The 12,773-nt window shown below is 71.9% G+C and carries 12 protein-coding genes; 7 read left to right on the forward strand and 5 right to left on the reverse strand.

What is annotated here, in order from left to right; genetic code table 11:
* Positions 1 to 12 precede the first annotated feature (12 nt).
* Positions 13 to 846, forward strand: coding sequence for a DarT ssDNA thymidine ADP-ribosyltransferase family protein (locus DSM26151_RS04440; RefSeq protein WP_234661216.1), 834 nt, complete (start codon positions 13 to 15; stop codon positions 844 to 846).
* Here DSM26151_RS04440 and DSM26151_RS04445 read toward each other — a convergent pair.
* On the reverse strand, positions 816 to 1,427 hold the full coding sequence (locus tag DSM26151_RS04445) for a GtrA family protein (protein ID WP_234661217.1): 612 nt from the start codon (positions 1,425 to 1,427) through the stop codon (positions 816 to 818). The genes DSM26151_RS04440 and DSM26151_RS04445 overlap by 31 nt on opposite strands.
* A gap of 116 nt (positions 1,428 to 1,543) precedes the next feature.
* Between DSM26151_RS04445 and DSM26151_RS04450 the strand changes: the two genes are divergently transcribed.
* From DSM26151_RS04450 to DSM26151_RS04460, 3 genes are all read left to right on the forward strand, one after another.
* Positions 1,544 to 2,635, forward strand: coding sequence for a 5-(carboxyamino)imidazole ribonucleotide synthase (locus tag DSM26151_RS04450; protein WP_407651029.1), 1,092 nt, complete (start codon positions 1,544 to 1,546; stop codon positions 2,633 to 2,635).
* 133 nt (positions 2,636 to 2,768) lie between these two features.
* On the forward strand, positions 2,769 to 3,236 hold the full coding sequence (gene purE, locus DSM26151_RS04455; protein ID WP_234661794.1) for a 5-(carboxyamino)imidazole ribonucleotide mutase: 468 nt from the start codon (positions 2,769 to 2,771) through the stop codon (positions 3,234 to 3,236).
* Positions 3,233 to 4,609, forward strand: a complete 1,377-nt coding sequence (locus DSM26151_RS04460; protein WP_234661218.1) for an LCP family protein — start codon at positions 3,233 to 3,235, stop codon at positions 4,607 to 4,609. Before purE ends, DSM26151_RS04460 begins: the two co-directional genes overlap by 4 nt.
* 18 nt (positions 4,610 to 4,627) lie before the next feature.
* Here DSM26151_RS04460 and DSM26151_RS04465 read toward each other — a convergent pair whose 3' ends face one another.
* A complete protein-coding gene (locus DSM26151_RS04465; RefSeq protein WP_234661219.1) occupies positions 4,628 to 5,770 on the reverse strand; it encodes a glycosyltransferase in 1,143 nt (380 codons plus the stop codon).
* 114 nt (positions 5,771 to 5,884) lie between these two features.
* On the opposite strand from DSM26151_RS04465, the gene DSM26151_RS04470 reads away from it, so the two are divergent.
* Genes DSM26151_RS04470 through DSM26151_RS04480 form a run of 3 tightly spaced genes read left to right on the forward strand, consistent with a single transcriptional unit; the run spans position 5,885 to position 8,832 of the window.
* Positions 5,885 to 6,835 carry a glycosyltransferase gene (locus tag DSM26151_RS04470; protein WP_234661220.1) on the forward strand — a complete coding sequence of 317 codons (951 nt, stop codon included), beginning with the start codon at positions 5,885 to 5,887 and terminating at the stop codon, positions 6,833 to 6,835.
* Complete coding sequence (locus DSM26151_RS04475) at positions 6,832 to 7,674, forward strand: glycosyltransferase (RefSeq protein ID WP_234661221.1); 843 nt, start codon at positions 6,832 to 6,834, stop codon at positions 7,672 to 7,674. The genes DSM26151_RS04470 and DSM26151_RS04475 overlap by 4 nt, the downstream gene beginning before the upstream one ends.
* Before the next feature lie 9 nt (positions 7,675 to 7,683).
* Complete coding sequence (locus DSM26151_RS04480) at positions 7,684 to 8,832, forward strand: glycosyltransferase (protein ID WP_234661222.1); 1,149 nt, start codon at positions 7,684 to 7,686, stop codon at positions 8,830 to 8,832.
* A 73-nt stretch (positions 8,833 to 8,905) separates the two neighbouring features.
* Here the strand turns inward: DSM26151_RS04480 and DSM26151_RS04485 are convergent, their stop codons facing one another.
* The 3 genes from DSM26151_RS04485 to DSM26151_RS04495 form a co-directional block, all read right to left on the reverse strand.
* The gene (locus DSM26151_RS04485) at positions 8,906 to 10,858 is read right to left on the reverse strand and encodes a DUF6541 family protein (protein ID WP_234661223.1); all 1,953 of its coding nucleotides are present in this window, start codon (positions 10,856 to 10,858) and stop codon (positions 8,906 to 8,908) included.
* A gap of 81 nt (positions 10,859 to 10,939) precedes the next feature.
* A complete protein-coding gene (locus DSM26151_RS04490) occupies positions 10,940 to 12,175 on the reverse strand; it encodes a glycosyltransferase (protein ID WP_234661224.1) in 1,236 nt (411 codons plus the stop codon).
* A complete protein-coding gene (locus DSM26151_RS04495) occupies positions 12,172 to 12,765 on the reverse strand; it encodes an acyltransferase (RefSeq protein WP_234661225.1) in 594 nt (197 codons plus the stop codon). The genes DSM26151_RS04490 and DSM26151_RS04495 overlap by 4 nt, the downstream gene beginning before the upstream one ends.
* Positions 12,766 to 12,773: the final 8 nt, after the last annotated feature.

The raw sequence follows: 12,773 nt of genomic DNA on the forward strand, positions 1-12,773 counted from the left end.
AGGCTCCACCACTTGGGCGAGGAATGCATCCACGGTTTCGATGAGGGCCTCTGCGCGATCTGCTCGCCCCCGCCCGAACCGGCGACCCCGCCCAAGCCGGCCCGCAGGCCGAGCCCCGCGCGGACCGCCCCGCGCGAGCGCGCGACCGTCCGCGGTGCGACCTCGTCGCGCACCGCTCGATCCAGCAGCGCATCAGCCGCACCGGTCGACGCCGGCGCGACCCGCATCTACCACGTCACCCACATCGACAACCTCGGTCGCATCCTCGGTGCCGGTGCGCTGCTCGCCGACGTGGGCGAGCCGGCAGCGACCCCCGCGGTCGACATCGCCGCACCCGCCGCGCGCGAGTACCGCCGCAGCGCGAGCATCCCCGGTGCCGAGACCACCGTCGCCGAGTACGTCCCGTTCCTGCTCAGCACCGACGCCCACCTGTGGCACGCCGTCCGGACGAGCACGCCCGACCCAAGGCTCGCGCCCGAAGCGGTCGCCAGGCCCGCGGCCGACCACGTCATCCTCGTCTCCTCGGTCGGAGCCGCTGCCGGTGCCCGCCGCGACATCCCCGGAGAGGTCGTGGCGAGCGCGACCGATGCCGCCGTGGGCGGGGCGGGCCTCGCCGCCGACTGGACCGCGGTCGAGCGGATGATCGTCCGCCTCACGCTCGCCGACGACGGCGAGGGCCTGCGCTCGGGCGAGCTGCTCGTGCGCGGCAGCGTGCCCCTCGAACGGATCAACCTGATCGCCGTCTCCAACGACCGCGTCCGCGATCGCGTCCGTGCGGCGCTGCATGCCGTCGGCGCGCGCACCAGGGTCGCGGTCTACCCGCCCTGGTTCCTCGCGGACGCCTGAACGGCCCCGTCGCCCGACGGCGCCCGCCCCGCGGCATCCGCTTCGAGGGGTTCCAGCGGCGGCTCCTCGAAGAGGGCCCGCTGGGCCTCCTCGGCACGGGCCAGACGCGACAGTCCGTCGCTGCGGTGATGCCCGAACACCCAGTACCGGTAGAGCAGGAACCGGAACGCCGTTCCCAGCCCGAGTCCGATGACGTTCGAGGCGATGTTGTCGGCGAGCAGGCTCGTGAACCCGAGCACGTGGTGGCTCACCCACAGGCAGGCGAGCGAGATCGCCATGCCGCCGAGCGAGACGACCGCGTACTCGGCGAACTCGCGCAGCGCGTGCCTCCTGCGGTGCCGCCGGAAGGTCCAGTACCGGTTGCCGACCCAGTTGAACACGATCGCGACGCTCGTCGAGATCACCTTCGCGCCGATCGCGGTCTGGGCCCACGTGCCCTCGCCGAACACGCCGACCCTCAGGGCGTTGAACAGCGCGACGTCGATCGCGAACCCGATCAGCCCGACGACGCCGAACTTCACGAGGTAGGCGAGCACCCCGTGCCACGCCCGGCCGAGCAGGGCGGGCAGCGAGGAGGTCACCCCGGGATCCTACCGAGCGCTCGCCGTAGACTGGGACGTCGCGGCCGCCGGTGCCGCGGGAACGGATGGTGCGTCAGGTGCGAGTCGGAGTGATCGGCGCGGGGCAACTCGCCCGCATGATGATCCCCGCTGCGATCGAGCTCGGCGTCGAACTGCGCGTGCTCGCCGAAGCCGAGGGCATGTCGGCCGGGCTCGCCGCCGACCGGGTGGGCGACTACACCGACATCGACCAGGTGCTGCCGTTCGCGCGCGAGGTCGACGTCGTCACGTTCGATCACGAGCACGTGCCCCAGGACGTGCTGCGTGCGCTCGTGGACGCGGGCGTCGCCGTGCACCCCGGACCCGACGCGCTGCGCTACGCGCAGGACAAGCTGCTCATGCGCGAGCGGCTCTCCGAGCTCGGCCTGCCGGTGCCCGAATGGGCGCGGGTGAGCACTCCCGGCGAACTCGACGCGTTCATCGGGGCGCACGACGGCGCGGCCGTCGTCAAGACCCCGCGCGGCGGATACGACGGCAAGGGCGTGCGGGTGGTCCGGTCGGCGGCCGAGGTCGCCGAGTGGTTCTCCGCCATCGCGGAAGACGGTCGCGACGGGGCGCTGCTCGTCGAGGAGCTCGTCGACTTCCGCCGCGAACTGGCCCAGCTGGTCGCCCGCCGGCCCTCCGGCGAGGTCGCGGCGTGGCCGCTCGTCGAGACCCTCCAGGTCGGCGGGGTGTGCAGCGAGGTCATCGCGCCCGCCCCGCACTCGGCGGGCCGCCTCTCCGACGTCGCCGCCGACGTCGCGATCTCCATCGCCGAGGGCCTCGGCGTCACCGGCGTGCTCGCGGTCGAGCTCTTCGAGACCACCGACGACCGGATCCTCGTCAACGAGCTCGCGATGCGACCCCACAACTCCGGCCACTGGAGCATGGACGGCTCGACGACGGGCCAGTTCGAGCAGCACCTGCGGGCCGTGCTCGACCTCCCGCTCGGCGGCACCGGAACCCACGCCGACTGGTCGGTCATGGTGAACCTGCTGGGCGGACCGGCCGAGGGCACCCTCGACGACCGGTACCGCGGTGCGCTCGCCTCGCACCCGACCGTGAAGGTGCACAACTACGGCAAGTCCCCGCGTCCCGGCCGCAAGGTCGGGCACGTGACCGCGGTCGGCGACGACCTCGACGAGGCCGTGTACGAGGCCCGCGCGGCCGCAGCCGGGCTGCAGGAGTAGACGACGCCCGATCGCGAACCTCCGCCGGCAGCCGCCGACGGGCGGGCGGCGCTGCCGGGAACTCGCAGGCGCGAGCCCTAATATCTATCGGGTGATCGAAGCCAACTCCACCACCCCCCTCGTCGGCGTCGTCATGGGCTCCGACTCCGACTGGTCCGTCATGCGCGACGCGTCGGAACTGCTGGACGAGTTCGGCGTCCCGCACGAGGTCGAGGTGGTCTCGGCGCACCGCACCCCCGAGAAGATGATCGCCTACGGCAAGCAGGCCGCGGCCCGTGGCATCCGGGTCGTCATCGCCGGCGCCGGGGGCGCCGCGCACCTGCCGGGGATGCTCGCCTCGGTGACCACGCTGCCCGTGGTCGGCGTCCCCGTGCCGCTGTCCCGGCTCGACGGGCTCGACTCGCTGCTCTCGATCGTGCAGATGCCCGCAGGCGTCCCCGTCGCGACGGTGTCGATCGGCGGGGCGAAGAACGCCGGACTCATCGCGGTCAAGATCCTCGCGACGGCCGACGACGACCTGCGCGTCGCACTCGAGGCGTACGCCGCGTCGCTGGCCGCACTCGTCGAGGAGAAGAACGAACGGTTGAAGTCGAGCCGATGAGCCTGGCCGAGAGCCCGATCCGCTACCCCGACACCCGGTCGCGGCCGCTGATGACGCGTCGCGGATGGTGGCTCGTGGTGCTCAACATCCTCATCCCGGGCTCGGCGCAGTCGCTCGCCGGCAGCCACCGGCTGGGCCGGATCGGCCTCGGCGCGACGCTCGTCCTGTGGACCCTGCTCGGCATCGCCCTCGTCATGCGCTTCACGGCGCCCGCAGTGCTGTACTCGCTCCTGGCCAACAGCGTCATGCTGTGGGTGCTCGCCATCCTCCTCGTCGGCTACGGCGTGCTCTGGGTCGTGCTCACGCTCGACACCCTGCGCCTGGTCCGCCTCGTGAAGACCGATCCGTCGGCGCGCGGATGGCTGGCCCTCGTCGCAGCCGGCGTCATGGTGCTCGTCTCGGGCGGAGCCGCGTACGGCGCGTACGTCGCCACGACCGCGAGCGGGTTCCTGTCGTCCGTGTTCGTCGCGGGGCCCAGCGAGCCCCCGGTCGACGGCAGGTACAACATCCTGCTGCTCGGCGGCGACTCCGGGCCCGACCGCGAAGGGATGCGTCCCGACTCGATGACCGTCGCGTCGATCGACGCGGACACCGGCCAGGCCGTGCTCATCGGTCTCCCGCGCGACCTCGAGGACGTCCCGTTCCCCGACGGATCGCCGCTCGCCGCCGTCTACCCGGAGGGGTACGGGTCGATCGACGGCTGCGAGGTCGACGTGTGCCTGCTCAACTCGATCTACACCGAGGTCGAACTGAAGAGCCCGGAGATGTACCCGGACGCCGTCGCGCAGGGGAGCCTGCCGGGCATCGAGGGCATGCGGGATGCCGCGGCCGGCGTCACCGGCCTCGACATCCAGTACTACGTCCTCATCGACATGCAGGGCTTCGAAGCCCTCATCGACGCCCTCGGCGGCGTCGACGTCACGGTCGAGCAGCGCCTGCCGATCGGCGGCGACGAGAACCTCCAGAACGTCGACGGATGGGTCGAGGCCGGCCCCCAGCACATGAACGGCTACACGGCCCTCTGGTTCGCGAGGGCCAGGCACGGCACGAGCGACTACGACCGGATGGAGCGGCAGCGCGTCCTGCAGGAGGCGATCCTGCGCCAGTTCACGCCCGCGAACGTGCTCACCAAGTTCCAGGCCGTCGCCGAAGCGGGCGCGGACACGGTCAAGACCGACATCCCCCAGTCGATGCTCGGCTACTTCGTCGACCTGGCCGGCAAGACCAGGGGACTGCCGGTGCAGACCCTCGAACTCACGCCGGAGAGCGGCATCGATCCCGCCGAGCCCGACTGGGAGCAGATCCACCTCATGGTTCAGGAGGCGCTCGTGCCCGTCACGCCCGCGCCGACCGAGGAGCCCGCAGCCGAGTGATCCGGCGCGGCCACGGGCTCAGAGGTCGGCGTGCAACTGCCAGATGCGCTCGGCCGAGTCGCGCCAGTCGAACGCGTTCGCCCGGTCGCCGCCCGACACGGAGAGCCGATCGGCCAGCTCGGCCCGCTCGAGCACCGTCGTGACCGCCGCCGCGAGCCGATCGGCGTAGCCGTCGCCGCCGACGCCGATTGCGACGGCGAGCCCGGCCTCGGCCGCGACCTCCACGTAGGCGGGCGCGTCGGAGTGGATCACGGGGACGCCCAGGCTGAACGCCTCGATGAGCGACGTGCCGTCGCCCTCCTCGTGGCTCGGCGCCACGAATGCCGTGGCCCCCGCGAGCACCACCGCGAGCGCCGCCTCGTCGCCCGGCTCGATCGCGCGCACGCGTGCCGGGGCGACGCCGGACTCCTCGGCGACGGTGGCGAGGTGCTGCTCGCCGTACGACTCGGGGCCGAGGACCACGAGCGGGATCTCGGGCACCCCCGACCGGCCGAGCGCGCGCAGCAGGTCGACCACGCCCGTGCGGGGCTCGAGCGAACCCTCGACGAGGAGGTACTCGGACGGGAGGTCGAGCGCGCGTGCGATCGCGTCGCCGTGCTCGGGGATGCGCAGCCCCGGTCTCGGTGCCGTGCCGACGACCCGGACCCGGTCGCCGAGGTCGACGATCCCGGCGAGCCGCTCGGCGAGCGCGTGGGTCGGCACGACCACGGCGTCGGCGTGCTTCCGTGCCCGCTTGAGCATGGCCTTCTGCCAGGCGACCGAGGTGCTGGTCAGCGATTCGGGGTGCGTCCACGCGAGCACGTCGTGGACGGTCACGACCACCTGCTCGCCGGACGTCGAGCGGTCGTGGCGCCGAAGCGGTGCGAACAGGCTCGGCGCGTGGATCATGCCGCCGCCCGGCGAGGTCGTCACGCCGAACTGCCATGCGGCGGCCAGTTCGCGTCGGGCCAGGCTCGACCGGTACAGCCCCGAGAGTCCGGGAAGCGCGTGCTCGACTCGCTCGTAGTCGGCCGGCAGCGAGCTCGACACGATCCCCTCGACCGAACAGCCCGCGGGCGCGGTCTCGATCAGCGCCCCGGCGAGTGCCGCGGAGTACCGGCCGAGCGGGCCGGGGACGGGTGCGATGAGTTGATCGACGATCACGCGCAGCGTGGTGGACATGCGCCTCCTTCTGGCCGAACCGCGTCAACTGTACCCGCGCCGCCGCGCGCGCACGCCCGGTCGGGACGGTGCTGTGGACAGTCGCACAGGATCGGACAGGGCAAAATGGACGGGATGCCTGCCAACCCCCACCAGCCGCGCGTGGTCGCCGTCGTGGTCGCGTACAACCGCCGCGACCTGCTCGCGGAGGTGCTCGCCGCCCTCGCCGAGCAGACCGCGCCGCTCGCACGCGTCGTCGTCGTCGACAACGCCTCCACCGACGGCTCGGCCGACGTCGCGCGCGCCGCGGGCGGCATCGTCGACCTCGTCGAACTCGATCGCAACACCGGGGGCGCGGGCGGGTTCGCCGCGGGCATGGCCGTCGCCGTGCAGTCGCACGAACCCGACTGGCTGTGGCTCATGGACGACGACACCGTGCCGACCCCCACCGCGCTCGTCGAACTGCTGAGCGCGGTCGCGGGGTCCGGAGCCGTCGTCGCGGGCTCGCGCGTCGAATGGTTCGACGGCACCGAGCACCCGATGAACACGCCGCGGCGCAAGCCCCTCGTGCGGGCCGCCGAGCGTCGCGCCGCCGAGGCGCACGGTGCGATGCCGATCCGCAGCACCTCGTTCGTCTCGATGCTCGTGCGCGCCGACGTCGTCCGCGAGGTCGGCCTGCCGATCGCGGACTACTTCATCTGGAACGACGACTTCGAGTACTCCACGCGCGCGCTGCGCGGGCGCCGCGGGGTGCACGTGCCCGCCTCGGTCGTCGTCCACAAGACCCGGGTGCTCGGCTCGACCGACGCCGACCCCGGCGCGCGCTTCTACTACGAGGTCCGCAACAAGCTCTGGATGTTCCGCAGGTCGCGCAGCCTCGCCCCATGGGAGAAGGCGCTGTACGGCGGATCGAGCGTGCTGCGCTGGCTGCGCACCGGCATCCGCTCGCACGATCGGGCGACGCTCGCCGACGGATGGCGGCGCGGATGGCGCGACGGCACGCGGTTCCGCCCGCGGCCCAACGCCGCCGCGCTCGCGGGCCTCGGCCGCGCGAGCGAGGCGGTCGAGGCGGTCGAGGCGTCGTGAGCGAACCGTTCAGCCTGCTCATGGCGGTCTACCGGGGCGACCATCCGGTGCACTTCCAGAAGGCGTTCACCTCGAGCGTCGCGGGGCAGACCCGCCGACCCGACCAGGTCGTCCTCGTCCAGGACGGTCCCGTCTCACCCGGCCTCGAGGGGGCGATCGAGCACGCGCTCGCCGACTCGCCCGCGCCCGTGCTGCACCACCGGATCGAACGGAACGTCGGCCTGGCCGACGCCCTCGCCCAGGGGCTCCGCCTGAGCGACCACGACATCGTCGCCCGGATGGACGCCGACGACATCTCGCTGCCGGAGCGATTCGCCGCCCAGTTGCCGGCGATCGAGGGCGGGCTCGACCTCGTCGGCACCGGCATGCTCGAGTTCCTCGACGACGACGGCTCGATCGTCGGCCGACGCGTGCCGCGCACCGGGCAGGCCGAGATCGAACGCTACGCGCGCTTCCACGACCCGTTCAGCCACCCCACGGTCGTCTACCGCAGGTCGGCCGTCGAGCACGCGGGCGGCTACCGGCCGCTCGGGCTCATGGAGGACTACTGGCTGTTCGCCCGCATGATCCACGCGGGCGCCCGGGTCGGGAACCTCGCCGAACCCCTCGTCATGTACCGCGTCGGCGACGGCGCGTACGCCCGGCGCGGAGGCCGCGCGCAGTGGCGCAGTGAACTGGCGCTGCAGCGCGCGTTCCGGCGGATCGGCTTCACCACCCGCGGGCAGTACCTGCGGAACGTGGCCGTCCGCGGCGGCTACCGATTCGTGCCGGAGCCGGTGCGGAAGGCGGCCTACCGGCGGTTCATCGCGCGCGGGGGAGCGCGCTCGGCGCTCGACTAGGATTGCCCGGTGACACGACCCCGGATCCTCTGCATCTCGTTCTCCGATCTCCGCGCGGATGCCCGGGTGCTCCGTCAACTCGGCGTCCTCGGGGAGTTCGGCGACGTGACCACGGTCGGCTACGGCGCGGCGCCCGACGGCGTCAGCGAGCACCTGGAGATCGATCGGAGCCTCCCGTCGCTGCCGCAGACGCTCGGTGGGGTGCTGAAGCTGGCCGTCCGCGCGTACGGCGCGGTCGACCTCGACGCCCCCGCGGTCCGTCGGGCGCTGCAGCTCGTCGGGGATCGCGCATTCGACCTCGTCGTCGCGAACGAGGCGCGAGCCTTCCCCCTCGCGATGAAGCTCGCAGGTGATGCGCCGGTCCTGGGTGACCTGCATGAATGGGCCCCTGAGGAACGCTCGCACGTGCTGAGCTGGCGACTGCTCGTCAGCCCGTACATGTGGAGCGTGTGCCGCCGGTACCTGCCGCGTGCAGCGGCCGTCACGACCGTCAACCGGTCGATCGCCGATCTCTACGAGCGCGAGTTCGGCGTCCGCCCGGAGGTCGTCCGCAACTCCACCCGGTACCGGGAGTCGGTGCCGTCGCCGCTCGACGGCGACCGGATCAGGCTCGTGCACAGCGGCGGAGCGGTCCCGGGCAGGAGCATCGAGACGATGATCGATGCCGTCGACGTGTCCGATGAGCGGTTCACCCTGGACCTGTATCTCGTGGGCGCCTACGGCAGCGATTCCTACCTGGATCGACTTCGCGACCGGGTCGAGCGCAGCGACCGGGTCCGGATCCACCCGCCCGTCGCCCCGGACGACCTGCCTGCGACCCTGAACTCGTACGACCTGGGCGTGTTCATCCTGCCGCCGCGCACGACCAACCATCGCCTGATGCTGCCGAACAAGCTGTTCGACTTCGTCCAGGCACGACTCGGCCTCGTCTTCAGTCCTGCCGTCGAGACCGACGCGCTCATCACTCGATACGGACTCGGTGTGACGACGGACGGCTTCGCGGTCGACGACCTGGTCCGCGCGCTCGAGGGCCTCACGGCAGAGCAGGTGCTCGAGTTCAAGGCGGCCGCTCACCGGGCTGCGCACGAGCTCAGCTCCGAGCACGATCTCGACGTGCTTCGGAGGACGGTGCAGCGCGTTCTCGCCGAGGTCGGCTGAGCGCTCGGATCCCCGGTCGGCGGATGCCGGCCCGGCGACCCTCGGCCCGGCGACCCGGCGGCCCGCGGCCGGGTCAGGTGCAGTCGACCTCGAACAGCGCGAGATCGCCGGCGCCGGCGACGCGACGGATGCCGTCGGACTCCTGCACGTTCGTCAGCCCCTCGTAGGTCTGGGCTCGATCGTCGTTCTGGAAGACGAACCGGTCTCCGAAGTCGAGGATGTGGGTCACGCCGAGGTCTAGAGCAGTCCGGCAGGCCTCCGGCGTGAGATCGGCGAGCCCGCTCGCGAGGTCGCGGTACGACTCCGGATAGGCACCGCCGGTGTGGGGGAACACCGTGCGCCGTCCGGTGTACGCATACACCAGGGAACTGCCGTTCCAGGGATTGCCGGCGACGACCGCGTCCTCTGGAACCAGGTCCTGGATCGTACCGAAGAACTCGATTTCGCGATCCGAGAGCATCGGGCTGTTCGGGCCGAGGGCGTAGCGATAGCCGACGAAGCGCGTGCTGTCGGCGAGGACCGACAGGAACGAGAGCCCGACCGCGAGGATGCCCACCGAACTCACGACGATGGCGACACGGCGCCCGGTCGGTTCCCGCCGCTCGCCCCCGCGGGCGATGCGTCGGCTCGCCCGCAGGACCCACTTCGCGACCGTCACCGTGCCGAGCACGGCGAGGGGCACGGCGAGGATCGGTGTGAGGACGGCGAGCCGATACGAGTCGTTGTACCAGACTCCCGTGATGGCGGTGCGGAACGGGCCGACCGGCCACGCGATCGCGATCGAGTAGAGCAGGGCTGCGAGCAGCCACGACGCCACGACCCAGCGCAGCCTCGGCCGAAGGATCGCGATCCCCGCGCCGACGAGGACCATGACGGTGACCACCCATGCGGCGGTGAGGTCGATGGGGGTGTTCGTGATGGCCTCGCGCATCGCGGACGGGAAGTTGCGAGTGGGCAGCCAGGCGTTGTCCCGGGTCGTCGCACGACTGAATGCGTACACGATCGCGGCGAACACGAGGACGCCGGCACCGATCGCGGCCACGGCCGTCCGTGCACGCCGATCGGGCCTCGCGCGGCGCACCCTCCCGATGATCTCCACGACCAGGAGCGGTGCGCCGAGGACGAAGAGGCTGAACAACGCGTTCGGGTGGGCGAGGGCTGTGGCCCCGATCGACGCGAGGGCGACCGCGATGAGCGTCCAGACCCTGAGGCCGAACGCCGGCCGACGCTGCACGACGGCGGTCAGGAGCGCCAGGGGGATCGGAAGGAGGCTGACCGCGAGAAGGTTCGGGTAGAGCACGCCGAACCAGGTCAGCATCGCGGGAAACGCCCCGAACGTGGCGCTGAATCCGCCCGCGAGCAGCGTGTGGAGGCTCGATCGACCGAAGAGGACGCGAGCGAAGAACACGCACGAGACCGTCCAGACCAGGGATGCCACGGCGAGCATCGTCGCATTCGTCGCCACCGTGATCGACGCACCGCTGAGCTGGACCACGATCGCGACGATCGCATGCCACGGCGTCGGGTAGAAGTTCGAGGACCGTTCGGGCGTCGTCATCGTCATCTCGAACGGCGACGCGTTCCCGGTGTCGATCACCCACTGCACCGCATTGAGGTGGAAGATCGTGTCGTAGCTCTGCGAAGGATGGTCGGGCGCGCCCATCCCGGACGTGAGATGGATGAGGGTGAGGGCGGCGCCGAGACCGATCGCGAGTGCCTGGACGCTGAACGGGCGCCCCCACTCATCGCGTCCCGGACCCGCGCGCCGGGCGAGGAGCCATCTCCGGAACGGGATCGCGATCGCGGCGATCGCCAGCGAGAGCACCAGGGGGGCGAGCACGTTCCACCGGACGCCGAGGAACGACGCGAGGATCGAGGCGCCGCCGATGCTCGCGACCGACATCGCCACGGACACGGCCGCGAAGGCGATTCCGCGGAGCCCGAGCGATGCCGCGATCGGCGCACCGATGCCGAACAGCACCAGCGCGGCGACGAGGAATGCGGGGACGATCTCGATCCAGGACATTCGTGCGTCGACTCAGTTCCTGCGCGCGAGCGCGGCGTCTGGGGTCACGTGGAGGGCTCCATTCCTGAAGGACGGTACATGCTAGCGGTCGCTCGCCCGGTGCTCCTGCGGTCGGTCGCCGAGGCTGCGGAGAACCGCGTCGGCGGCTGAGCCGCCGACCGCCCGCAGGGACGCGTTCTCCTCGACCCAGGCCGCACGATCGTCGCGGGCGACGGCGCTCTCGGGTGCGTCGCGCGCCTGCAGGACGTCGACCATCGCCTCCGCGACGGCCTCGGGCGTGAACGCCGCGTGTCGTCCGAGGCCGTGTCGGCGGACGAGCGCCGCGCCGCTGCTGGCATCCGAACCGGCGAAGACCACCGGGGTGCCGCACGCCGCGGCCGCGTACGTCTTGGTCGGCCGGGCGAAGTCGTAGCCGAGGCCCGGAGCGATGCTCACGAGTGCTCCGGCCGCGCCGCGGATCCATTCGGCGGACCGAGCGGGTGGGACCACGCCGCCGAACGTCACGACGTCGGGCGTCAGCCGCGAGGCGAGTTCCCGCAGTCGGGGCTCGGCCGCCCCCTGACCGAAGAACCGCAGCCGCACGTCGGGGAAGCGTTCGCGGACGATCGGCATCGCACGGACGAACACGTCCGCTCCCTGCCACTCGGACATGGTTCCGGTGTACACGAAGTACGGGTCGTCCGACTCGGCGACCGGGCCTCCTGGCGAGAACACGTCGGTGTCGACGCCGTTGCCGACGGTCGCGATGCGTGCGGGATCGACCCCGAACCCCTGGATCCGGGCGGTCACCTCGTCGGAGATCGACAGGACGGTCGCGGCGTGCCTCATGACGTGCCCCTCGAGTGCCCGGATCATCGAGGTCACGGCTCTCGGGGCGCCGATGGCGGCCGTGCCATCCGTCCAGATGTCTGCGGCGTAGTAGGCGTACGGCCTGCGACGGAGCCGGCTGATCGCAGCGACGACCATGCCCGTCGTCGGCGGCGCCTCGGCGATCGCGAGATCGAATCGCGAGAACAGGAGCCGGAACGCCAACGGGATGTCGAAGCTCAGGTATTGCACGTACCCGCGCACGTTCCCGCCGGAGTCCCGGAGCACCGGGAATCGCGAGACCTCCAGGCCCTGACGGTCGGGATCGGCGGCCGGCGCCGTGGGCGGCGGGGTGGTCGTGAGGACGCGGACCACTGCTCGCCGCTCGAGCAGCGCGAGTGCGAGCGCACGCAGGCGGAACGCGCCCGCGCTCACCTCGGGTGCGAAGAGCCGGGTCGCGAGCACCACTCGAGGGCGCGACGGATCCTTCGGCGCCCGTGCTCGGATCACTCGACCACCTCGTGCAGTTCGCCGTTCCGTTCGGCGAACCGCGCACCCGTGCTCGGGCACACCCACGCCCCGTCGTCGGTCTGCTCGAGCGGCACGCCCGCACGACCGACCCAGCGGATCCGGCGAGCCGGCACGCCGGCGACGAGAGCGAACGGCGGCACGTCCTTCGTCACGACCGCTCCGGCCGCGACCGTGGCCCAGGCGCCGATCGTGACCGGTGCGACGCACACGGCTCGTGCGCCGATCGATGCACCGCGCTCGATGGTGACGCCCACGGGCTCCCAGTCGGCGCTCGACTTGATGGAGCCGTCCGGCGAGATCGCGCGCGGGTAGGTGTCGTTGGTCAGGACCGCTGCTGGGCCGATGAACACCCCGTCGGCGAGGGTCGCCGGCTCGTACACCAGTGCATAGTTCTGCACCTTGCAGTCAGCGCCCATACGCACACCGGAGCCGACGTACGCGCCGCGCCCGATGATGCACCGGTCGCCGATCTCAGCGCCCTCGCGGACCTGCGCCAGGTGCCAGACCTTCGCGTCCACCCCGATTCGGGCGTCGGATGCGACGTCTGCGCTGTCGGCGATCGTGGGCACGAGGAGTC

The organism is Agromyces marinus (assembly GCF_021442325.1).
Classification (GTDB): domain Bacteria; phylum Actinomycetota; class Actinomycetes; order Actinomycetales; family Microbacteriaceae; genus Agromyces; species Agromyces marinus.